A 21,819-nucleotide genomic window follows, 5' to 3' on the forward strand; every position below is an offset into this window, starting at 1 on the left:
AAGGACTGCGCATGTTGCCTTAGCCTAGGAATCTCAAACGAGGTCAACCAGCAATGTGGGAAGTTACAAACCCGCTACATCTGGGCGGCCCAAACCGATAGCCAGCTTCCCTGACTATCCTTTTGGGTTTAGCAAAGGCAATGCCGGGGAAGAGCTCACTCTGGGGGCCGTGACGCCGAGCGTGGCGGGCGTCACTTGGTTACGGGGCGTCCTACCCCAAAAGGGGGACGAGCCCAAGTTGCTGCGCGACGTACAAGTTCCGTTGGATGAGATGTTAAACGGAGATTGTCTCAACGCGCTTACGAGCAGAGTAGCGCTTAGATAGTGGCGCGATAAGGGAAATACCACCTTTCAGTCGGGCCGCACTGAGCGCTCGGCTCAAGAATGCAAAACTATTTGATTGTTTATATTTTATATCCATTGAAATCATAGAGAAGGGCAGGCAATGAACCACGAAGAGCAGAATAAGCATTTCGTATTGGAAGCGTTTGAGACGCTGTTCAACAAGCGCGACTATACCGCAGCAGAACGCTTCTGGTCGCCCGACTACATCCAGCACAGTGCCTACATCGCACCAGGTCGTGAGGGCCTTTTTGAACTGGTTAAGGCAGCGCCCGCTGAGTTTCGCTACGAAAATGCACTGGCTGTGGCGTCGGGCGATTATGTAGTGCTTCATGGCCGTTTTTCAGGATTCGGCGCGCCAGTAAACTGGATTGTTGTCGACATAGTGCGGATCGAAAACGGCCAGCTCGCTGAGCATTGGGACGTAATTCAGGACGAAGCCACGCGCGACGGATCCAAGAGCGGACTACCCATGTTCGGTGATAGTTTTCCGAACTGATTCAATAGCGCCGTCCTACGCGCGCTCACTAATTTATCGAGTAAGTTTGCTATGACAGATGCAAAGACCCTACTGTTGGATTTACTTGCCGCAGCTCCTGATGGTAAGAAATGTGCCAAGCTGTTCGCTGAAGACGGAGTGCTGGAACTTCCATTCCTGCATTCGCTTGGTATCCCAAGCCGTCATCAGGGGCGGGAAGCCATCGCAAAATTTTACGATTTTGTCGGCGGCACCCTTTACCCTGGCTTCGGGTTCAAACCCGAAAACATCACTGTACTGATAGATACGGGGAATCAGGTGTACGCCGAGTATTTGACAGATGCTCGCGCGGCGGCCACTGGGCGTCTGATCCATCACCTGTTCGCGGGACGACTTGTCGCCGAGAACGGCAAAATCAAGCTGCTTCGCGAGTCCCTAAATACGGTGGCGGCCGCGCAGGCCCTTAACACCAATGGTGTTGCCGACCTAGCTTCGCCTGAAGCTGAGATTTTCTCGGTTCCGCCGGGATATAAAAGCTAGGTTGCCGGGGTAATCGGGGCTGTGATTTTCTTATTATCGAAGCCCCAGAGTCCCTAACGCTATTCCGATTTTTGACCCAGGTTGTGGTCGATCTGGGGTAACCCCCTGCCATTCACAAATGCTTTGCTCCTTCCTTGCTTGCATGGCGATTTTCTCCACAGATTTGGGTGCCATACAGTTTGCACTCTCATGGCTGGGGTGTTGGGTATGGGTTGATTACTACCTATTACAACTGGCCCTAGTGAGTCGATGTCGGCCAATCATAACAGGCAGTAATCTGCCAGGAGCGGACATTCCAGCTCCTCTGGCGTTACCCCTCACAATTGAAGCCTCTCTTTCCTGCCAAGGGTCGTAGATGATCTCTCCGCCTTCCAACCTTGCATAGGTATAGGGGGTATGCCTATCATGCGCGGCACATAGGTAGGGGGGGTATCCATGGGTCATATCGCAGCAAACAAAGACGATCTTCTCAAACGCGTAAAACGTATCGCCGGACAAATCCAGGCCGTTGAACGGGCATTGGAATCGGATCTCGATTGCGCCAAAACACTGCACCTTGTTGCCGCCACTCGCGGGGCTATCAACGGCTTGATGGAGGAAATCATCGAAGAGCATGCCCGGGAGCATGTTGCGAACCCTGCGCTCAGCGAAGAAGAGCGTAACAAAGGCGTCGAAGAGCTTCTTGAAGCCATTCGCCGTTACTCCAAGTGAACGCGTCCAGGGACACACTCAGGATGAGCAGCACCATCAACCACCACTCACATGACCATGTGTTCCTTGGCTCAGCGCACGACGAAAATGCCAAGCGTACGCTTTGGGTTGTGGCACTGACCGTTGTGATGATGATTGGCGAGATCACCGCCGGCTATATAACTGGCTCGATGGCGTTACTGGCCGATGGCTTTCATATGGCGACCCATGCCGGCGCATTGGGCATCGCGGCGGCCGCCTACGGATACGCAAAACGTCATGCTTTCAGCCAGCGCTACAGTTTCGGTACCGGAAAGGTTGGAGACTTGGGCGGGTTCGCCTCGGCGCTGATTCTCGGTATGGTCTCCCTGGGGATTGGCGTTGAGTCTGTCATGCGCCTCTTGCAGCCGACGGAAGTTCAGTTCGGCACCGCTACGCTCATCGCGATTGCCGGTTTGGTCGTCAACATTGTCAGCGCCCTTCTGCTGGGTCACGGGCACAGTCATGGGCACGATCATGATGATCATGGCCATGCCCATCACGGGAACGACAACAACTTGAAATCGGCCTACGTCCACGTCGTCGCGGACGCGCTGACTTCGGTTCTGGCCATTGCTGCGCTGCTCGCCGGCCGGTATCTGGGTTGGGTTTGGCTGGACCCGGTCATGGGCATCGTCGGCGCCATCGTTATCGCGCGTTGGGCATGGACCTTGATGGGGGTTACAGCAGGTGTATTGCTGGATCAGACCGATGCGCACGTTGCCGAGGAAATCCGCGAACTGGTCGAGAAACCGGGGGATGCCACCATCACGGACTTGCACGTCTGGCGTGTTGGACCGCAAGCGCATGCAGCCATCGTCAGCGTCCTGGGTGAGGCCACTGCTAGCGCCGACAGCATTCGTGAACGTCTCAAACCGGTTCACGAAGTCAGTCATCTGACGGTCGAGTTTCGACTGGCATGATTGCGCGCCTCAATCGCCTGACTCAATCACGTGTGGGCCAAAGGTAACTGACAATGGCTAAAGAAATCGAAAATCCCTGCATCTCCGTTTGCCAGCTGAGTGGTGATCTGTGTGTGAGTTGCGGACGAAGCAAGGAAGACATCAGAAAGTGGAAACGCATGAAGCGGCCTGAAAAAATGGCCGCTGTGCAAAGGGCGAATGTGCGCTTGAAAGGACTGAAGAAAACACACGGATAGTCACTCGCCCTGGCTGACCGCTTCGGGTCAAGAACGGCGCTCCGAGAGCGCCCCTCTTGGCCCCGCCAACCCACATAACCCTCAAAGCAACGTTTAAATGGCAGACTCTCCTTCACTTGATCGTTTCGGAGACCACCATGCTTCGCGCATTTGAACAAAGACTCGACCCCTTCCCGCCCGACGAAGTCCCTCCGCCACCCGAAGGTCTGGCTCGGTTCCTTTGGGCGTGCACACGGGGCGCCCGTGGCTATATTCTCGCGTTTGCGTTGCTCAGTGCCGGTGTGTCGATCTACGAAGCCTGGCTGTTTTCTTTCCTTGGTCAGGTCGTAGATCTGCTCTCGACCTGGCAAGCCGGTGGTGATGCGGCGGCGCAGGAAAGTCGCGTGTTGTGGGGCATGGGCATCGTCATGGTGGCGAGCATCGGGCTGGTGGCGTTGCGTACCATGGTGCAGCACCAGATATTGGCGATTAATCTGCCGTTGCGGCTGCGTTGGGACTTCCACCGCCTGATGCTGCGGCAAAGCCTTTCGTTCTTTTCCGATGAGTTCTCCGGCCGGGTCACCACCAAGGTGATGCAGACTGCGCTGGCCGTGCGCGACGTGCTGTTCACCCTTATCGAGATCGCACCCGGCATCGGGGTGTATTTCATCGCGATCATCGCGCTGGCCGGCGGCTTCGCACTGAAACTGATGCTGCCTTTCATTGCCTGGATCGTGTTGTTCGGGCTGGCCATGCTGTACTTCGTGCCCCGCTTGGGGAAGGTCGGACAGGAACAGGCCCATGCGCGTTCCTCGATGACCGGACGTATCTCTGACGCCTACACCAACATCACGACAGTGAAACTGTTCTCCCATTCCAATCGTGAAGCGCACTTCGCGCGCGCGGCCATGGAGGATTTCAAGCAGACCGGTTATCGCCAGATGCGCCTGGTCAGCCAATTCGAGATCGTTAACCAGGCGTTGGTGGTGGCGCTGATCATGGCAGCCGGCGGTTATGCACTTTGGCTGTGGCACCTGGGCGAAGTCGGCACCGGCGCCGTGGCGGCGATTACCGCCATGGCGTTGCGTATCAACGGCATGTCGCACTGGATCATGTGGCAAATGACTTCGCTGTTCGAGAGCATCGGCACCGTGCAGGATGGCATGACAACCCTGACCCGCGGCCCCAAGGTGCAGGATGCGCCGAACGCAGGCGTGCTGGTGACCTCCGGCGGCGCGGTAACCTTCGACAATGTGAGCTTCAACTACAGTGGCGAACGCCAGGTGCTCGATGGCTTGAGCCTGAACATTCGCCCGGGCGAAAAAATCGGCCTGGTCGGCCGCTCCGGCGCGGGCAAATCCACGCTCATCAACTTGCTGCTGCGCTTCTATGATGTCGACAGCGGGCAGATTCGCATTGATGGGCAAGACATTGCGCACGTGACACAAGACAGTCTGCGTAGCGCCATCGGCATGGTCACCCAGGATACTTCCCTGCTGCACCGCTCCATTCGCGACAACATCGCCTACGGCCGACCCGATGCCAGCGACGCACAAATCCGCAGTGCCGCGGCCAATGCCCAGGCCGATGAGTTCATCAGCCAACTGAGCGACCGGCAAGGTCACAGCGGCTACGACACCTTGGTGGGCGAGCGCGGCATCAAGCTGTCGGGCGGCCAGCGCCAGCGCGTCGCGATTGCCCGGGTGATGCTCAAGAACGCCCCGATCCTGCTACTTGACGAGGCTACCAGCGCGCTGGATTCGGAAGTCGAAGTGGCCATTCAGGAAAGCCTCGACGAAATGATGAAGGGCAAAACCGTCATCGCCATCGCCCATCGGCTGTCCACGATTGCGGCGATGGATCGACTGATTGTCATGGATGATGGACGCATTATCGAACAGGGCACCCACACCGAATTGCTCGCCAGGAACGGCCTCTATGCGCGGCTGTGGCACCATCAGAGTGGCGGGTTCCTGGGTGAGGACCTGGGGGTGACCGAGGTTATGGATCAGGAATGAGCGTGACCGGCCCAGGATGATCTGCAAGCGGCGGCTTTGAGTCCGGTTGCAGCCAGGCCGATCTGCCCCTCGCTCAGGCGGACTTCAGGGAAAAACGCGAAGCCGGGCGATTCAAGCCGTAATGCTCGCGCAGCGTACTACCCGAATATTCACTGCGGAACAGGCCACGCTTTCGCAGTATCGGCAGCACTTCATCGAGGAACACTTCAAAGCCTTCGGGGAATGCTGGCGGCATCACGTTGAAACCATCGGCGGCACCACGGCGGAACCACTGCTCGATCAAGTCTGCAATCTGCACCGGCGTACCGACCGGCACCCAATGCCCACGAGCACCCGCCAGGCGATTGATCAGTTGGCGCAGCGTCGGTTTCTCGCGGTCGACAATGTCGATGATCAATTTGAAACGGCTTGACTGGCTTTCGCTGCTGTCGAAGTTGATCAGGTGGCGCGGGAACGGCGTATCCAGATCCTGGCCGGTCAGGTCGACGCCCAACAGGCGGCGTAGCTGACCTAACGAGATGTGCGGCAGCACCAGTTCGTTGAGCTCCTCGAACTTGCGCTGGGCTTCGGCTTCGGTGCTACCGATGTAGGGGCTGATGCCCGGGAGAATTTTCAGCTGGCGAGGATCGCGCCCCGCCGCCTTCGCCCGAGCACGGATATCGTTGGCGAATTCAGTCGCGCTTTGCAGGGTCTGGTGCGCGGTGAAAATCGCTTCGGCATGCCTGGACGCGAAATCACGGCCATCTTCAGAAGACCCAGCCTGCACCTGCACCGGCCGCCCCTGTGGCGAGCGCGGAGAGTTGAACGGGCCCTTTACTTTGTAGTGGGTACCCACGTGGTTGATCGCATGCACCTTGTCACCATCGGCAAACACCCCGGCTGTCTTGTCCAGCACCAGCGCATCGTCCTCCCAGCTGTCCCACAGGTCACCGACCACCTGCACGAATTCTTCGGCCTGAGCGTAGCGGTCAGAGGCCGAGGGATGTTTATCCAGACCAAAATTGGCGGCTGCAGCGGCCATGGAAGTGGTCACGATGTTCCAGCCGGCGCGGCCCTTGCTGAGGTGGTCCAGCGCACTGAATGAGCGGGCCAGATTGTAGGGTTCGCTGTAGGTCGTGCTGGCCGTGGCGATCAGGCCTATGCGTTGGGTCACTGCGGCAATCGCTGCCAGCCAGGTGATGGGTTCGAAACGAATGCGCAACCCCTCATGCCCGCTTTCAGCCAGTGACGGCGAATCGGCGAAGAAAATCGCATCGAGTTTCTCGCGTTCAGCGCGCAGTGCCAGTTGCTGGTAATAGCCGATGTCCATGGACAATTCCGGCACCGACTGCGGGTGACGCCAGGCCGCTTCGTGATGGCCGTTCGGATAGATAAACAGATTGAGGCTGAGCTGGCGTTCGGACATTTCCCGTTCCCTGAAAAAATTGAGTGTGAACATCAAGCCTGCGCGCGACGTCAGGCGCGGAGTCTCAGTGCAGCTCGGCAAAATCGCTCAGCACATCGTCGCGCAGGGCAATGAAGCGGCTGTCACTGCGGTTGCGTGAACGCGGCAGATCGATGTCGAGGATGCGCCGGATGCGGCCGGGGTTGGGCTGCATCACCACCACGCGGTCACCCAGGAATACCGCCTCATCAACATCGTGCGTGACCAGGATCATGGTGATTTTTTCCTTGAGCCAGATGTTTTGCAGCTCGCCCTGCAGGCGCGCACGGGTCAAGGCATCGAGGGCACCGAGCGGTTCATCCAGTAGCAGCACGCTCGGGCGATTGACCAAACCGCGGGCGATGGCCACGCGTTGTGCCATGCCGCCGGATAGCTGATGAGGGTAGGCATCGATAAAGTCTTGCAGGCCGACCAGTTCAATGTGCTCGCGCACGGTGTCGCGTTTCTGCCCGGCGCTCAGGGGTGAGTTCTTGAGGCCGACAGCGACGTTCTGTTCCACATTGAGCCAGGGGAACAAGCGGTGATCCTGAAATACGATGCCACGTTCCAGGCCAGTGCCTTCGATGGGTTTGCCATCCAGCAGGATGCGCCCGTCGTATTCTTCGTCCAGTCCAAGAATCAGTCGCAACAGCGTGGATTTGCCGCAGCCGCTGGCACCGACGATGCTGATGAACTCCCCGGGAGCGATGTCGAGGTGGATGTTGTCGAGTACTTGCAATTGAGTCGAACTGCCCGGTCGGGAAGCGAAACGCTTGCTGATGTTTTCCAGGGTCAGGCTGTTGTTGAGCATGTTGCAATCCTTTTGAAAGTGCCAATCAACGAGGAGCGATGCCGTACAGGCGCTGCATTCGCTGCTCAAGTGTCCGGGCCAATGCGTTGAGGCCCCAGCCCACCAGGCCGATAACCACCATTCCAAATAACACCAGGTCCATCATGAAATGTTCGCTGCCATCAATCAGCGTGTTGCCGATCCCCTCCCCCGATACCAGCAGGTATTCGGCACCGATGGTCGCCAGCCAGGAATAGACCAGCGCCAGGTAAATCCCGGTAAAAATCGACGGCAAGGCGGCGGGAAGCATGACTCCGACGATGGTTTGCCAACGGGTGAAGCGGTATACCCGCGCCACTTCCAACAGGTTGGGTGGGACATTGCGTAAACCGTCGCAGGTATTCACCACCACCGGCACCAGCGCTGCCAGTGACAGGAACACCACCTTGGCCACATCGCCCAGGCCGAACCACACCGAGATCAACGGGATCCAGGCGAACAGAGAGATTTGTTTGAAGGTATTGAAACTCGGACCGACAAGACGCTGGAAATACCGCGACAGGCCCAGCAGGCAACCCAATACCAGGCCGAGCGTGGTACCGATAAAAAAACCACTGAGGTTACGCGCCAGGCTGGCAGAAATGGCCCGCCAGAATTTGCCCGAGGCAATTTGATCCCAGGCCGTGGTGGCGACTTTTTCCGGCGAAACGAGCAAGCCCGATTGGCTCCAGCCCTGGCTCGAAGCCAGCCACCACACGGCAATGGCGGCAATGGGCAAGACCCATCCTCGATATCGACGGCTGCGGCTACCGACCAACATGATCGCACTCATGACAGTCGCCCCCCGGCCGTTGGCCGACCGCGACTCAAGCGTTGTTCCAGGTAGTCGAAACCGCGGTCTATCAATAGGCCGAGAGCACCGACCACCACAACGGCCGCCATCACCAGGTCCAGTTGAAACAGCTGGCGCCCATAGACAATCAGGTAACCCAGCCCCTCACTCGATGCCACCAACTCAACCACGACCAGCGATAACCAGGCTTTGGTGAAACCCAGACGCAAACCCGTGAATAGCGTCGGAATAGCCGCCGGCAAGACGATGGCGGTGACGCTTTGCCGACGACTGAAGCCGTAGGCCCGGCCGACCTCCAACAGCCCTTTGGGCGCCTGGTGGAAAGCCTGCAACGTACACAGCGTGATCGGCACCATGGCCGCCTTGGCAATCAGCACATACTTGAGCGTCTCGCCGATGCCGAACAGCAGCAAGGCAAACGGCAACCAGCCCAGTACCGGTATTTGCACCAACGCGTTGAAGGTGGGTAACAGATAATCCTCTACCGTTCTGGACAGTCCCATGGCCAAGCCCAGCGCTATGCCGACGAATGCACCCAACGCAAATCCGACGACCACCCGTTGCAAGCTGGCGGAAGCGTTCAGCCACAGGTCACCGGAGGTGACCAGGTCCGACAGGGTTTGATAAACGTAGGCTGGCGGTGGCAGCACCTGCTCTGAAAGCCAACCGCGTTCCACCCCCAGGTACCATAAGCCGAACAACACCAGCGGCAGCAGCCAGGGCAAGGCTTTATCACCCAGATTGAAGGACCAGGCTGACGTGCGCCGCACCTCTACCTTGCGTACTGAACGAGCCGGTGACGGTGGCAAGCGTTTGACGTTGTCGCTCGGTAATGCCGGCGTCGCGTACGGCTCTAATCTGACGGTCTGTGCCCTGGCCATTTGCCTAGCTCCCTTGCTTGGTCGCGGCCGCTACTGCATTGCCAGCCGGCTGTTTGCCATCCGGACCGTAGGGCGTCCAGTAGTGTTCAAGCCCCTTGGTTTTCAGGGATTTTTGCAAGTAGCTCGTCTCGAACCAGCCATCGATGCTGACGGGGCGACGGATGAGTTTTTCTTCCTTGGCCTGGTCCGCCACGGCCTGATAGCGACCAAGCAAAAAGTTGTCGACCAGAGGCGAGGCTTTATCCCTGAGGCTTACGCCGGTGAAGTCGGCGCGGAGTGATTCTGCGGGTTCATTACTCTTGGCCCATTCAGTGAAGACAGCCTCACGATGGCTGTCATCCGAAGTCCATTTCGCCGCATCCACCAGCGTATCGACAACCTTTTGCACGTTGTCCGGATGTTCTTTCTCATAGGCCCCCCGAACCACCAGTGCAGTCTGCCGGGTGTAGCGCACATCCTGAGTGGGGTTGTCATAAACGATGTCGATCAGGCCTTGATCGCGAAGCTTGAACAATTCGCGGCCGCCGAAGGCGGCATCGACGCCATTGGATACCAATGCGGCCTGAGTGCTTCCGGTATCGAGGTTGATGACCTTGATATCGCGCTCGGTCAGACCATGCGCCGCCAAAAGATTGATCGTCACCAGGTGGCCGTTGGTTCCACGAAAGACCGCCACCTTTTTACCTTTCAGGTCTTCGATGCTTTTGACTTCAGAGCCCTTGGGAACGGCCAGGTAAAGGTTGGCACGTACACCCAGTGCGGCCAGCAGTTTGGTGTCCAGCCCATTGGAACGCCCGACGACTGCGGGCAGATCGCCCTGGTAGGCGAAATCAAGTTGCTGGTTCGACAAGGCTTCGTTTACCGCGGGGCCAGCCCCCTTGAAAAAGAACCATTGCACCTCGGTACCGGTTCCAGCGAAGGCCTTTTCCAGCAGTTGCTGATTGCGCACGATGCCCAAGGTCGAGCCACTGAACGTTACCGGGTCACCGCCGCCGGCCGTCGCGACACCAATGCGCAATACGTCGGCCTGCGCCAGGGGTATTGCAAGCAGCGCAGCCAGGACTGCAGCGATGCGACGTTTGTGAAACAGGGGGATACCTTTGAGTTCCATATAGAAACCTTCCTTGTGTCGATGAGACTCGTTTGTTACGCAGCGAGGTGTTTTTTATCGGCTTCGGTTTTCGGCGAGCGGGTCTCCGGGCTTGGCTTGAGCGCTTGGCTCAAGCGACCGTCAACGCCAACCGGCACATCACCGTCGATGGTGGTTCGGCGCACGATTCGTTGGGCATCGCCATAGTCGTTAATCGCGATGTGCTGCGTGGCGCGGTTGTCCCAGATCACCACGTCGCCCTCCTGCCAGCGCCAGCGCACGGTGTTGTCGACATGGGTAATACGGTCGTGGAACAAGCGAATAAGTTGTTTCGAATCGCTATGGCTGACGCCCTGAATCTGTTTGACAAAGTGCCCCAACAACAAACTTCTTTCGCCCGACTCTGGATGCACTCGAACCAAAGGGTGTTCGGTCTCATAGACTTCGGCGGTGAACTGTTCGCGATAACGTTTGATGCCCGACTCGTCCGTATTACGGGGCGCCGCGTAGTCATATACGTTGGTGTGCAACGCACGCAAACTGTCTGCCAGTTGTTTTAATGGCTCGGGCAAGTCGCTGTAAGCCGCTGCGGTATTGGCCCACACCGTGTCACCGCCATACGGTGGAATAACCACACCGCGCAAGATGGAAATCTTCGGATAATTAGCAACAAAGGTCACATCGGTGTGCCAGGAATTGGCTCGGGTTTCCTTGGCGTCCAGGTGCAGGATGGCGGCACTTTGCTCGGCGGAACGTACGGTCGGATGCGGTACCTGATCACCGAAACGCCGGGAAAAAGCTTCGTGCTCGGCGTCATCCAGATGTTGGTCGCGAAAGAACAGCACTTTATATTTCAGCAGCGCGTGGTTAATAACTTCGAATTGCTCAGCGCTGATGTTTCCACCCAATTTCACCCCTTCCAGTTGCGCACCGATTCGACCAGCAACGGGTTTGATTTGAATTGTCATCGAGCCACTTCCTGTCTCACGAGTTGTTGTGGGACCAATCATAAAGACATAAAAGCAGCTGTGACTAATCACCATTTATTCTAAAGATAGAAGATCGAGCCTATAACTAAGCCACTATAAAAATGAGTTAACAGATATAAGCGACCGGTTATTAGCTCATAACTTTTTATGTTGTGTTGCATCGACCATCTATCGCGCAGATGGCATAATCGCAGACGGTTTATTACAGGGGCGTATAAATGACCGTCGAAAGCTACGACCAACTCGCGATCTTCTCGGCCGTGGCCCAAGAGCGTAGTTTCACCCGCGCGGCGGCCAGGCTCGGCATGTCTCAACCGGCCTTGAGCCGGGCCATGCGCCAGCTGGAGGAGCGATTGGGGGTCAGGTTGCTTGCTCGCACCACTCGAAGTGTCTCCCCCACCGAAGCTGGCGAACATCTGCTGCGGGTTATCGCCCCCCGGTTTGAAGAAATCGACAGTGAACTGGCGTTGCTCAGCGAGTTCCGCGACAAACCGGCCGGCAAATTACGCATCACGGCAGGTGAGCACTCGGCGATCACGTTGTTGCATCCGGTGCTGGCGAAGCTGCTGCCCGATAATCCCGATCTGAATATCGAAATCATCGTCGACTATGGCCTTACCGACATCGTGGCGGAGGGTTTCGACGCCGGCGTACGGCTGGGCCAGCAAGTGGCCAAGGACATGATCGCCATGCGCATCGGCCCTGACATGCGCATGGCGGTGGTGGGCTCCCCGGCTTATTTCTCCCGATATCCAAGGCCGGTCATCCCGAGTGATCTCATGGTGCACAACTGCATCACCCTGCGTATGCCGACTTACGGCGGCCTGTTCCTCTGGGAGTTCGAAAAAGACGGGCAAGAGCTGAAAGTGCGGGTCGAAGGCCAACTGGTATTCAACAACATCGCCATGCGCCTGGAGGCGGCCCTTCAGGGACTGGGACTGGCCTATATGCCGGAGGACCTGGTGCTGGAGCATGTAGCGCAAGGTCGGTTGGTTCACGTGCTCAAAGACTGGTGCGAACCCTTCTCTGGCTACCACCTCTATTATCCGAGCCGGCGCCAGAGTTCACCGGCCTTCACCTTGCTGCGCGAAGCCCTGCGCTATTTGGGTTGATCAGCCTGGACGCGATCCAGCGCTTCACCGGCACGCTTGGCCGCAGCGGCATCACCTTGCTCAGCCAGCAGCTGAACCAGCTGACGTAACTGCGCTGCCGTCAGGCCGACCCGCAGGCTGGCAGCCATGTGCGAGCGCAGTTGCGACTCGACACCGGGAGTGACGGCCAAAGCAGCGACGGTGGCCAGCTCACGACTTTGCCAGTCCAGGTTATCGCGCTCGAAGATGTCGCCGAACAGATGCGCCTGCAAGTACTGGTTGATGACCGGAACGAAGTCGAACAACGGGCCCTGGACCGGCGCACCGGCGATTCGCGTCTGATTGGCTTTGCCCGCCGCCAGGAGTTCATCGCCGACAGGAATGACCCGACCGGGCTCACGCCCCGGATCGTCCTGAATGCCACGTTGCTTGCGTGCCTCGACCACGTTCATCAGCTCGCCAAGCGCATTGAGACTGCGTGGAAAACCGCTGTAGGCGTAGAGTTGCACCAGAATTTCCTTCGCCTCGCTGACCGTCAGGCCCGCATCCAGCCCCTGATTCAACGCGGCATTGAGCCCGGACATGTTGCTCGTGGCCATGGCGGCGGCCATCAACGGGATGGCCTGTTGCTTGGCGGACAGCGTCTCGGACACCGGTGGGGTCGCAGGCTCGGCTTTCGGTGCCACCGAACCTTGGGCGTTGTATTGCTCGTCGGTCACTTTCTCCAGCCATTGCACACTCTTGCCATCCACCGACCCCGTGACGGCGAGGTGCGTCATGGCGCTCGCCGGAGCGGCGCCATGCCAGTGCTTGACGCCCGGAGGACAGACGATGACGTCGCCGGGGTGGATTTCCTGTATCGGCTTGCCCCATTCCTGGACCCGCCCCACGCCAGAAGTCACGACCAATCGCTGTCCTGCGGGGTGGGTATGCCAGGCCGAGCGAGCGCCCGGTTCGAAACTGACATAAGCGCCGGAAGCATTAATCTCGTCCGTGACGGGAAACAAAGGATCGACGCGAACTCGCCCGGTGAAATAGTCCGCAGGTCCCGCAACCGCAGCCTGAGTGCCCGCCCGGTTGATCTGCTGCTCGGTCCGGCGGGATTCACTGGCATTGTCTGCACCGGCGGCGTCGGCGAAGGGGGCCGCGGCACACACCGCGATGCCTATCAAGGTGTTCTTCATGAGGACGTATCCCTTCAAGTCAGAGCGTTCTGGCGTAAAACGCGGTCAACTGGTCCATGGCGACGTCCACATACGCAGGCACCCAGTAGGTGTCGATATGGGTCGCGCCATCGATGGTGAACAGTGTTTTGTCCTGGGTGCCGGTGGCTTTGGCATAGGCTTGTTGCGACATGTACAGGCTGTCGGCCTTGCTGCCAGCGATCATCAGCAATGGCTGGTCGATCAGCTCGATCTGATCCGTGGCATCGAAGCTCATCAGGTCCATCAAGCTGCTCTGGGTATAACGGAAAGTCGAGTTAGGGTGAGCGTGGGTCTTGCCGTAGTACTCGAAGCCCTGTCGATACAGATCAAACGGCAGCTTGGCGATCTGTTCATCAGTCAGCCTGGCATCACCGACGTAGAGGACTTCTCCCCCCGCCGCTTCCTGGGCCCGGGCCGCCGACGCTTGCTGCAAGCGTTCCTGAATCGTCGACAGCTGCGAATCCTGGTAGCCATTACGGCGAACCAACCCAGAGTTGAACATGCTCAAGGTCGCAATTGACTGGAAGCGCTTGTCGGTTTGCGCCGCCGCCAATGAATAACCGCCACCGCCGCAAATACCGAGCAAGCCCAGGCGCTTGCTGTCGACGCCGGGATAGCGGGCAATGAAATCAGCCATGCCATGGATGTCTTCAATGCGATGCGTCGGTTTGTCCACATTGCGCGGCTCACCCCCACTGGCCCCTTGATACGCCGCATCCGCCGTGATCGTGATGTAGCCCTGATCCGCCAGACGCTGGGCATACAGGCCCGCGACCTGTTCCTTCACCCCACCATTGGGGTGCGCCACGACGACGACCGGGTATTTTTTCGCCGCATCATAGTTCGCCGGGGTGTATACGTTGGCGGCAATGTCCAGACCGTTGAGTTTGTAGGTGACCGGGTGGATGTTGACCTTGCCCGGTTCGTTCTTGGTCAGCGCGCCACCGTAGGTCAACGTGAATGGGTTCTGCTTGTAGTCCGCCGCCTCGGCTTCGACGCCCGACATTCCGATCATGGCAGCCATCAATGTGGCCTTCAGCGTAGTTCGCATCATTAGGCATACTCCTGACATTTCAAGTGTGTGAGAGGGCTGGCCGATATCGCCGCGCTCCTGGTCAATCCAGATTTTTTTCAGCGAGAAACTGCGAAACCAGATCAGCGATCTCGACGTTGTTCATGTCCGAAAAAGGAAAGTGACTATTGCCCTTGATACCGATCTCCGGCAGGTGTACGAGCCTGACGTCACCGCCATGGCGATTCACCGTATCGCGCCACAGGCGCGCCATCTCGAGCCGCGCGCGCCAGCTGTCCTGGGCCGGTAACCGAACCGGTTGGTCGGGGATGTTGTCGCCGTAGAAAATAACGATGGGGATGTTGGTCAGTGCTTTGAACTGTTCCGCCGATACGGCCTGACCCGAGAGCGTGTCGAACGCGCTGGCAATCGGTGCGGGCACTTCACCTTCTGGAAACACGAAGCTGCTGCCCGGTTCGAATGCCACGATGGCTCGCACGTTACGGCTCTTGATCGCCGTCAGCCAACCGGGGCCGCCGCCCTGAGAATGTGTGAACAAGATGGCCGGCCCGGTCTTTTCCAGCAGCGCGGAAACGCCATTGGAGACGACCTCAATGTCGTAAGGCCCGGTATTGGGCGTCATCGACCGAAAGAACTGCTCAAGGGCTGCCGGCCCACGAGGAAACTGGCTCTCCTTGAAACTTTCGGGCCACAGGCCGATGCGGAATTGGTTGAACCACAGCTGCTCGTCCGGCACCGGTTTGATCGTCGTTTCAACCAGGCTGCGTCCCGCATCGCCACGGCGCGGCTGGTCGATCAGGTACGTGGAGAATCTTCGCCGCAGGAAAATGTTCTGGAACCCTTCACGGCCGTCGGCCGTCGTCTCCCAGGACTTCGCGGACTGCCCCGCGCCATGCAGCATGAGAATCGGCAGCGGACGAGCGTCGACGGGAACCTGATAGAACGCATACACATGGTCGCCATGATAGGTCTGGCCATCAGGCATCAACGGTTTGTAGGGGTCGAAGGTTCCCGGTTGGGTGATCAATCCACCGCCGGCGATGAGGCTGCCCTGATCCTTGATGATCAGCGGGGCGTGATCGTCAGCGCTGACCAACGCACTGGCACCCAGTGCGAAACAAAGGCTGCCGGCCTTTGCAGCAGCGGGCATGTTTTGGCGGATGAATTTCTGAATCATGGCTTGCTCTCGATTTGAATTCGCCGAGAAGCAAATTACCTTTCAACGATTAATCGATAAACCGCGCTAATCACATAGCACTAATACCAAATTCACATAAGTACGATGCCTGTCCTTGGTAACAGACAACAATCGGTCAAAAACCGCCGGTCAGGGTATGTACCAAAAAGACGGCGATTCACTTAGCGCTATCAAGCAACGTCAAACAAGCAACGTCAAAAATCCAGTCAATTAGCGAACTCCTCACGCCTGGAATTTTTTCATGGCACGAAGTGTAAAGTGCAAAAGTTGTCCTAGACTACACACTTAAATGGTCTGATTTCATAAATGCTGCACCGCTGTAACTACTGGGTTTTTATATGAATTCAGACATTTCAGACGCAGCACTGCCTTTATAGAATGCCCCCTATCGACCCAAGAGCGGGATGCCAATATGAATAGTAGTTCCGTAGCGGGCTCTCGATACAGCGTACTTGATGGATGGCGCGGCATAAGCATCTTGCTTGTCCTGGCGTGCCATCTGCTACCACTTAGCCCAAAGGCCTGGCAATTTAATGCCGCCGCAGGCGTAATGGGAATGGCTATATTTTTTACGCTATCAGGTTTCCTGATAACAAATTTTCTGCTCAATAACAGCAGCGTCGTTGATTTTTTAATCCGCAGAGTCTTTCGGATTGTGCCGCTCGCCTGGTTGTACATGCTCATTGCGTTACCTGTCATGAACAGCACTTCGGATGTCTACATCGCAAACTTTCTGTTCGTTGCCAACTGGCCGCCCATGTGGCTTGGCAGTGTAAACGGCCACCTATGGAGTTTGTGCATGGAGGTCCAGTTTTATTTCGCCATCGCTTTGCTGGTCGTTCTGATGAGAAACAAGTGGGTATTGATGATTCCTGCTCTCTGCATCGCCGTCACCATGTACCGGGTCATGAATGAAGTGCATGTCGCAATCAACACTTATTACCGCATTGATGAAATACTTTCCGGATGCATACTGGCACTGATATACAACAACAGACTGGGCAACATCCTTGACAAACTTCCGACACAAACATGGATCACGCAACTATTTTTATTACTCCTGTTTATCTTGTCCTGTCATCCTGACGCGGGCTTCATGAATTATTTCCGCCCCTATCTTGCCGCAGCAATGGTGGGGAGTACGTTACTCAATAGTCAGACACGCGCTGCCCAGCTTCTGAATAATCGCGCTCTATTTTATATCGCCACTATTTCGTACGCTCTCTACGTTGTTCATCCGCTGCTAATAGATACTTGGCTGGGTAGCGGAGACACCGTTATAAAATATTTGAAGCGCCCTTTGTTGTTCGCCGCCATTTTTATCACCGCGCATATCTCGACCTTCTATTATGAAAAATGGTGGATTGCTTTTGGTAAGAAACTTTCCAAGAAAGTCGCTAGCCAACCTGTTACATCGGCCGGTTGAATCCACCGTCGTTTGCGGGCCTTCACGATAGGCTGCCGTTACTTGTTAAGGCGCAGAGCGTCGAAAGCATCTCGCGCCTGGCAGGCGGTATAGGTCATTTGCGCGGCGACCAGACCGGCCAGACCAAAAGTACGGGTCAACCCGAACTTGGCGAAACCTTCGGGAATCGGAATGGACTTGGCGATTGCGTCAGCCAGAACCTCGCCCGCCACCGTCGTGGGCGCCATGCCATGACCACCAAAACCTACGGCGTGCCAGACGCCAGCATCATCTTGGCCAATCTGGGCCATTTGATGCCGGCCATAACTCATCAACCCGCCCCAGGAATACTGGATTTTTACACCTTCCAGCTGGGGATAGACGGTTAAAAGATCTGTTTTGAGCAGACTGGCGATCGCTTCCGGGCTCCGATTGAGCACCGAAATCCGCCCTCCCCACAGTAGCCTGCTGTCGCGAAGCGGCCGGTAATAATCAAACGCGAACCGCGTGTCGTAGACCGCTGATTCACAGTCAATAACATCGTTCAAACGGGCCCCGAGCGGTTCGGTTGCAACGACATAGGTGGCAATGGGTAGCACTGCACGTTCAACCGGGCGATAAACGCCGCGCGCGTATCCGCCACAGGAGAAAATGACATGCTCGGCATGCACTTCCCCGCCTTCGGTGTTCACAACATATTTCTTTCCACGCCTCTCGATGTTCAGGGCGGATGATTGCTCATGGATACGCACACCGAATTCAGCCACCGTGCGAGCAATGCCGTACACGTACTTGAGAGGGTGAAAGTGGAAAGCGTTGCGCTCCAACAGGCCGCCGAAATAGCGCTCCGTCTTGAGTAGCTCTTTCAACTGGCCTGGCGGCAGGTATTCCCAGTCAACCCCATAGACGTCCCTCATCAGTTTTCGCGGTGTTTCAAGTCTTGACGGGTCGTTGAACCAATTAGCCAGAATCACCCCCTGGTCAACCAGGTCACAATCGATAGCGTATTGTTTGATTCGATTACGGATCAACTCAACGGCATCAAGCGTCAACCGGTAAAGGCGTTGCGCCTCTTCAACGCCAAGGGTGGCGAGAAGGTCAGCGTTTCCCAGGCTGTAGCCTCCGAAGACGAAGCCGCCATTACGCCCCGAGGCACCATGGCCGATGCGATGAGATTCCAGAACAACGACGTCATTGATACCACGCTCCGCCAACCCGAGTGCGGTCGACAGGCCTGCCAGGCCACCACCGAGGATGCACACTTTAGTATCGACACGACCCGATTGGGCGGGATAGGGGGTGATGTCGGCCGTGGTTTCATAATAGGTTTGCTGGTAATCAGTGCTCATAAATTTATGTGGCCTCGACGGCGTTTTTATTCAATCGCCTGGTTGCAATAGAAAGTCCTGGACGTAGGGCACAAGTCACCGCCCCCTTGCACCGATAGAAACGGAGCGTAGACGCAGAAAGGATGGCTTTCCAACCGCCAAAAACACCGTTAATGTAATAACTACTACAAAATAAATAGCACTCTCTACATGAAAAACTGGCTGACACTGATTCTCGCTTTACCCACCGCGAATGCCACCGAACGCATGCGAGCCTGGCGTGCTCTGAAAGCCTCAGGTGCGGTGGTTTTGCGCGATGGTGCCTATCTGTTGCCTGATACCGGTGTCTGTCGTGAAGCGCTGGCGTCTGTCGAACGCGACATTCTTTCTATCAATGGCACTGTTTACATCCTGCCTGTGGTCGATCCGCAGGGTGAGCGCTTTGTCGAGTTGTTCGACCGTAGTGATGACTACAGCAAGCTACGCGCAGAGATTGAAGCGTGCCGTGGGCAGCTCAATTCTGAAAACGCGTTGGCCATCACCAAACACATTCGCAAGTTGCGCAAAAACTACGATCAACTCTCCAACATCGATTATTTTCCAGGCAAGCCCAAGGAGCAGATTGATTCAGCGTTGCAGGAGCTTGAGACGGCTGCCAGCAGAGCGTTGTCTGCGGATGAACCCCATAGCCGCGACGAGCCGATAACGGCACTCAACCGTGGCGACTATCAACGTCGTGTCTGGGCAACGCGCAAGCGTCCGTGGGTTGACCGTCTGGCTTGTGCCTGGTTGATCAGGCGCTTCATTGATCCTCAAGCCCGGATCCTCTGGCTGAATACTCCACATGACTGTCCGGCAGACGCGCTGGGCTTTGACTTTGATGATGCGACCTTCAGTCATGTCGGCAATCGCGTGACCTTCGAAACCCTGCAAGCCCGTTTTGAGCTTCAAGAGCCCGGCCTGAACCGCATCGCGGCCTTGGTGCACTATCTCGATATCGGCGGCATTCAGCCTTTGGAGGCGGCCGGCATCGAGCGCGTGCTGGCAGGACTACGCGAAACCATTCCCCATGACGACCACTTGCTGGCTGCTGCGAGCGCCATCTTCGACGGCCTGCTCGCCGAGTTTGTGAAAGAGGAACAACCCAATGAGTAAGGTTTTGCCATCAACGGTTGAAGGGGATCTATCGAGGCCGGAGGCCGTCAGCTTGCGTGAAGCACTCTGGTTCTGGTTGAAGCTCGGCTTCATCAGTTTCGGCGGGCCCGCAGGACAGATTTCGATCATGCATCAGGAACTGGTAGAACGTCGGCGCTGGATCTCCGAACGACGCTTTCTCCATGCGCTCAACTATTGCATGTTGCTGCCTGGGCCAGAGGCTCAGCAATTGGCGACTTACATCGGCTGGCTGATGCATCGGACCTGGGGCGCAGTGATCGCCGGCGTGCTGTTTGTGCTGCCCTCACTGTTCATCCTGATCGCTTTATCGTGGATGTACATCGCGTTCGGCGAAGTGCCCGTGGTGGCTGGCCTCTTCTATGGGATCAAGCCCGCCGTGACGGCCATCGTGGTGCAGGCGGCACATAGAATCGGCTCTCGGGCGCTGAAGAATAATTGGCTGTGGGCGATAGCAGCCGCTTCATTTGCCGCGATCTTCGCGTTCAATGTTCCTTTCCCGCTGATCGTATTGGGGGCAGCGTTAATCGGCTATGTCGGAGGGCGTCTGGCACCTGAAAAGTTCAGAACCGGGGGCCATGGCGCTGCCAAAAAGTCCTACGGCCCAGCCTTGATCGATGACGACACTCCATCCCCGGAACATGCCAGGTTCAGCGGGTTCAAGCTGGCATCGCTCGCCCTGATTGGCGCCGTGCTCTGGGCTTTGCCGATGGGTATTTTGATTGTCCTCTTTGGTTGGGAAGGCACCCTGACCCAGATGGGCTGGTTCTTTACCAAGGCCGCGTTGCTGACTTTTGGCGGGGCCTATGCAGTCCTCCCGTATGTCTATCAAGGTGCGGTCGGTCACTATGGCTGGCTTACCCCGACCCAGATGATCGACGGTTTGGCACTGGGGGAAACCACACCAGGCCCGCTGATCATGGTGGTGGCCTTCGTCGGGTTTGTTGGAGCGTACGTCTCACAAGTGTTCGGCGCCGATCATGTATTTCTGGCCGGCGCTGTCGCAGCCACCCTGGTGACATGGTTCACTTTCCTGCCCTCGTTCCTGTTCATCCTTGCCGGGGGCCCACTGGTGGAATCGACTCACAACGAACTCAAATTCACGGCACCGCTTACCGCAATCACAGCGGCGGTGGTTGGAGTGATCCTCAATCTGGCATGTTTCTTCGGCTATCACGTGCTGTGGCCGCAAGGCTTCAGCGGCAACCTCGACTGGCCTTCTGCACTGATCGCCATTTTGGCGGCAATTGCCTTGTTCCGCTTCAAACGGGGCGTCATACAGGTGCTGATGGCTTGCGCGCTTGTCGGCCTGGCGGTGCATCTGCTGCGCTAGAGAGGTTGTGATCGGCCGACGCTTGCGGGCGCCGGCGGTGAAATAAACGAAAACGGGCGCCTTGTCGGGCGCCCGTTTTGTTTTGGGGTTCGTGCTGCAAGGCTTGGTCGCTTGCAGCCTGTCCACCCACTGCCGAACGATGCAGGGCATCGCAGCAAGCAGCTAAGCTTTATCAGGAAGCCTTCGCGAAACCCGGAAAAGTCAGGAGGCAAACAATGAGCAAACAACCTCAACCCCGGAGCCGCTCCAACCCCCAACCCAGATCTCGCCCGGTAGTGCCTGCCCTGCCGAGTAAGACAGGCACCCCGTCCGGGGGCTTACGCGGTAGCTACCCACCGAAGAAGTCCAATTGAGCTCAAGCGTGCGGCTGGCTGTGCCGCTGAGTCTGTTGTACTTCCCTATCAGCCGTTATGACTGATCAGTGCGACTTTTTCGATACCGATGTCCCGGCTTTGCTCAACCCTTTCGTGTTGTGATCGCCAGGCGTCGTGGCCGAGATTGCACTGGCTTTGGTCACACCGTGAGTATCTTTGGAATGGGCGATGCCTGAAGTCGCTTGGCCATGACCGCGATCACTATTACGATCATTGCCGTAGTGGTTTCCGCTTACACCATGGTCGCGAACAGCCTTGCCGGCATGATCACTGCTCAGGCCATCGCCGCGGCCGTTACTGTTAGCACCGCCGGAGTGATCTGAACCGCTGTGACCGCTGCCTATGCCGCCGCCGTGGCCGCCGCCGTTACCACCTCCGTTGCCTCCCCCATTACCACCACCGTTACCG

Annotated in this window: 21 protein-coding genes; 10 read left to right on the forward strand and 11 right to left on the reverse strand. The window is 57.3% G+C overall.

Going from position 1 to position 21,819, the window contains the following annotated elements; genetic code table 11:
• The first annotated feature begins 445 nt into the window (after window positions 1-445).
• The 6 genes from KGB03_RS19525 (at window position 446) to KGB03_RS19550 (ending at window position 5,245) form a co-directional block, all read left to right on the forward strand.
• Entirely contained in the window at window positions 446-841 is a 396-nt protein-coding gene (locus KGB03_RS19525; protein WP_218536110.1) for a nuclear transport factor 2 family protein, read from the forward strand.
• 51 nt (window positions 842-892) lie between these two features.
• Window positions 893-1,360: a nuclear transport factor 2 family protein gene (locus KGB03_RS19530; RefSeq protein WP_218536108.1), complete on the forward strand. Its 468-nt coding sequence runs from the start codon at window positions 893-895 to the stop codon at window positions 1,358-1,360.
• 435 nt (window positions 1,361-1,795) lie between these two features.
• Window positions 1,796-2,071: a metal/formaldehyde-sensitive transcriptional repressor gene (locus KGB03_RS19535; RefSeq protein WP_069900955.1), complete on the forward strand. Its 276-nt coding sequence runs from the start codon at window positions 1,796-1,798 to the stop codon at window positions 2,069-2,071.
• A gap of 23 nt (window positions 2,072-2,094) precedes the next feature.
• A complete protein-coding gene (gene dmeF, locus KGB03_RS19540) occupies window positions 2,095-3,012 on the forward strand; it encodes a CDF family Co(II)/Ni(II) efflux transporter DmeF (protein ID WP_223528375.1) in 918 nt (305 codons plus the stop codon).
• Between the two features lie 53 nt (window positions 3,013-3,065).
• Window positions 3,066-3,248 (forward strand): DUF1289 domain-containing protein, encoded by a 183-nt coding sequence (locus KGB03_RS19545; RefSeq protein WP_081757405.1) that lies wholly within the window; start codon window positions 3,066-3,068, stop codon window positions 3,246-3,248.
• 137 nt (window positions 3,249-3,385) lie between these two features.
• Window positions 3,386-5,245, forward strand: coding sequence for an ABC transporter ATP-binding protein (locus KGB03_RS19550; protein ID WP_223528377.1), 1,860 nt, complete (start codon window positions 3,386-3,388; stop codon window positions 5,243-5,245).
• A gap of 73 nt (window positions 5,246-5,318) precedes the next feature.
• Here the strand turns inward: KGB03_RS19550 and KGB03_RS19555 are convergent, their stop codons facing one another.
• From KGB03_RS19555 to KGB03_RS19580, 6 genes are all read right to left on the reverse strand, one after another.
• Complete coding sequence (locus KGB03_RS19555; RefSeq protein WP_223528380.1) at window positions 5,319-6,650, reverse strand: LLM class flavin-dependent oxidoreductase; 1,332 nt, start codon at window positions 6,648-6,650, stop codon at window positions 5,319-5,321.
• Between the two features lie 64 nt (window positions 6,651-6,714).
• Window positions 6,715-7,479: an ABC transporter ATP-binding protein gene (locus KGB03_RS19560; RefSeq protein WP_223528384.1), complete on the reverse strand. Its 765-nt coding sequence runs from the start codon at window positions 7,477-7,479 to the stop codon at window positions 6,715-6,717.
• A 25-nt stretch (window positions 7,480-7,504) separates the two neighbouring features.
• Window positions 7,505-8,290, reverse strand: a complete 786-nt coding sequence (locus KGB03_RS19565; protein WP_223528387.1) for an ABC transporter permease — start codon at window positions 8,288-8,290, stop codon at window positions 7,505-7,507.
• A complete protein-coding gene (locus KGB03_RS19570) occupies window positions 8,287-9,192 on the reverse strand; it encodes an ABC transporter permease (RefSeq protein ID WP_223528390.1) in 906 nt (301 codons plus the stop codon). The genes KGB03_RS19565 and KGB03_RS19570 overlap by 4 nt, the downstream gene beginning before the upstream one ends.
• A gap of 4 nt (window positions 9,193-9,196) precedes the next feature.
• Complete coding sequence (locus KGB03_RS19575; protein ID WP_223528393.1) at window positions 9,197-10,303, reverse strand: ABC transporter substrate-binding protein; 1,107 nt, start codon at window positions 10,301-10,303, stop codon at window positions 9,197-9,199.
• A 35-nt stretch (window positions 10,304-10,338) separates the two neighbouring features.
• Complete coding sequence (locus tag KGB03_RS19580; protein ID WP_223528396.1) at window positions 10,339-11,250, reverse strand: TauD/TfdA dioxygenase family protein; 912 nt, start codon at window positions 11,248-11,250, stop codon at window positions 10,339-10,341.
• Window positions 11,251-11,489: 239 nt separating this feature from the next.
• Here KGB03_RS19580 and KGB03_RS19585 point away from each other — a divergent pair, with 239 nt between their 5' ends.
• Window positions 11,490-12,383 (forward strand): LysR family transcriptional regulator, encoded by an 894-nt coding sequence (locus tag KGB03_RS19585; protein ID WP_218536087.1) that lies wholly within the window; start codon window positions 11,490-11,492, stop codon window positions 12,381-12,383.
• On the opposite strand, the gene KGB03_RS19590 is transcribed toward KGB03_RS19585, so the two are convergent.
• The 3 genes from KGB03_RS19590 to KGB03_RS19600 form a co-directional block, all read right to left on the reverse strand.
• A complete protein-coding gene (locus KGB03_RS19590; protein WP_223528398.1) occupies window positions 12,371-13,546 on the reverse strand; it encodes a cupin domain-containing carboxymuconolactone decarboxylase family protein in 1,176 nt (391 codons plus the stop codon). The two genes, KGB03_RS19585 and KGB03_RS19590, sit on opposite strands and share 13 nt — an antisense overlap.
• Before the next feature lie 19 nt (window positions 13,547-13,565).
• On the reverse strand, window positions 13,566-14,621 hold the full coding sequence (locus KGB03_RS19595; protein ID WP_223528402.1) for an alpha/beta hydrolase: 1,056 nt from the start codon (window positions 14,619-14,621) through the stop codon (window positions 13,566-13,568).
• A gap of 61 nt (window positions 14,622-14,682) precedes the next feature.
• The gene (locus KGB03_RS19600) at window positions 14,683-15,777 is read right to left on the reverse strand and encodes an alpha/beta hydrolase (protein WP_223528404.1); all 1,095 of its coding nucleotides are present in this window, start codon (window positions 15,775-15,777) and stop codon (window positions 14,683-14,685) included.
• 433 nt (window positions 15,778-16,210) lie between these two features.
• Between KGB03_RS19600 and KGB03_RS19605 the strand changes: the two genes are divergently transcribed.
• Window positions 16,211-17,224 carry an acyltransferase family protein gene (locus KGB03_RS19605; protein ID WP_223528406.1) on the forward strand — a complete coding sequence of 338 codons (1,014 nt, stop codon included), beginning with the start codon at window positions 16,211-16,213 and terminating at the stop codon, window positions 17,222-17,224.
• Between the two features lie 38 nt (window positions 17,225-17,262).
• Here the strand turns inward: KGB03_RS19605 and KGB03_RS19610 are convergent, their stop codons facing one another.
• On the reverse strand, window positions 17,263-18,552 hold the full coding sequence (locus tag KGB03_RS19610) for an NAD(P)/FAD-dependent oxidoreductase (RefSeq protein WP_223528408.1): 1,290 nt from the start codon (window positions 18,550-18,552) through the stop codon (window positions 17,263-17,265).
• Window positions 18,553-18,741: 189 nt separating this feature from the next.
• Here KGB03_RS19610 and KGB03_RS19615 point away from each other — a divergent pair, with 189 nt between their 5' ends.
• Together KGB03_RS19615 and chrA are read left to right on the forward strand one after the other, a co-directional pair.
• Complete coding sequence (locus KGB03_RS19615) at window positions 18,742-19,686, forward strand: chromate resistance protein ChrB domain-containing protein (RefSeq protein WP_223528411.1); 945 nt, start codon at window positions 18,742-18,744, stop codon at window positions 19,684-19,686.
• The gene (gene chrA / locus KGB03_RS19620; RefSeq protein WP_218536074.1) at window positions 19,679-21,037 is read left to right on the forward strand and encodes a chromate efflux transporter; all 1,359 of its coding nucleotides are present in this window, start codon (window positions 19,679-19,681) and stop codon (window positions 21,035-21,037) included. Before KGB03_RS19615 ends, chrA begins: the two co-directional genes overlap by 8 nt.
• A 418-nt stretch (window positions 21,038-21,455) precedes the next feature.
• On the opposite strand, the gene KGB03_RS19625 is transcribed toward chrA, so the two are convergent.
• Window positions 21,456-21,819 (reverse strand): hypothetical protein (locus KGB03_RS19625; RefSeq protein ID WP_223528413.1); only part of this gene is annotated, 364 nt, incomplete at its 5' end.

The sequence above is a fragment of the Pseudomonas sp. BF-B-26 genome, from assembly GCF_019956495.1.
GTDB lineage: Bacteria > Pseudomonadota > Gammaproteobacteria > Pseudomonadales > Pseudomonadaceae > Aquipseudomonas.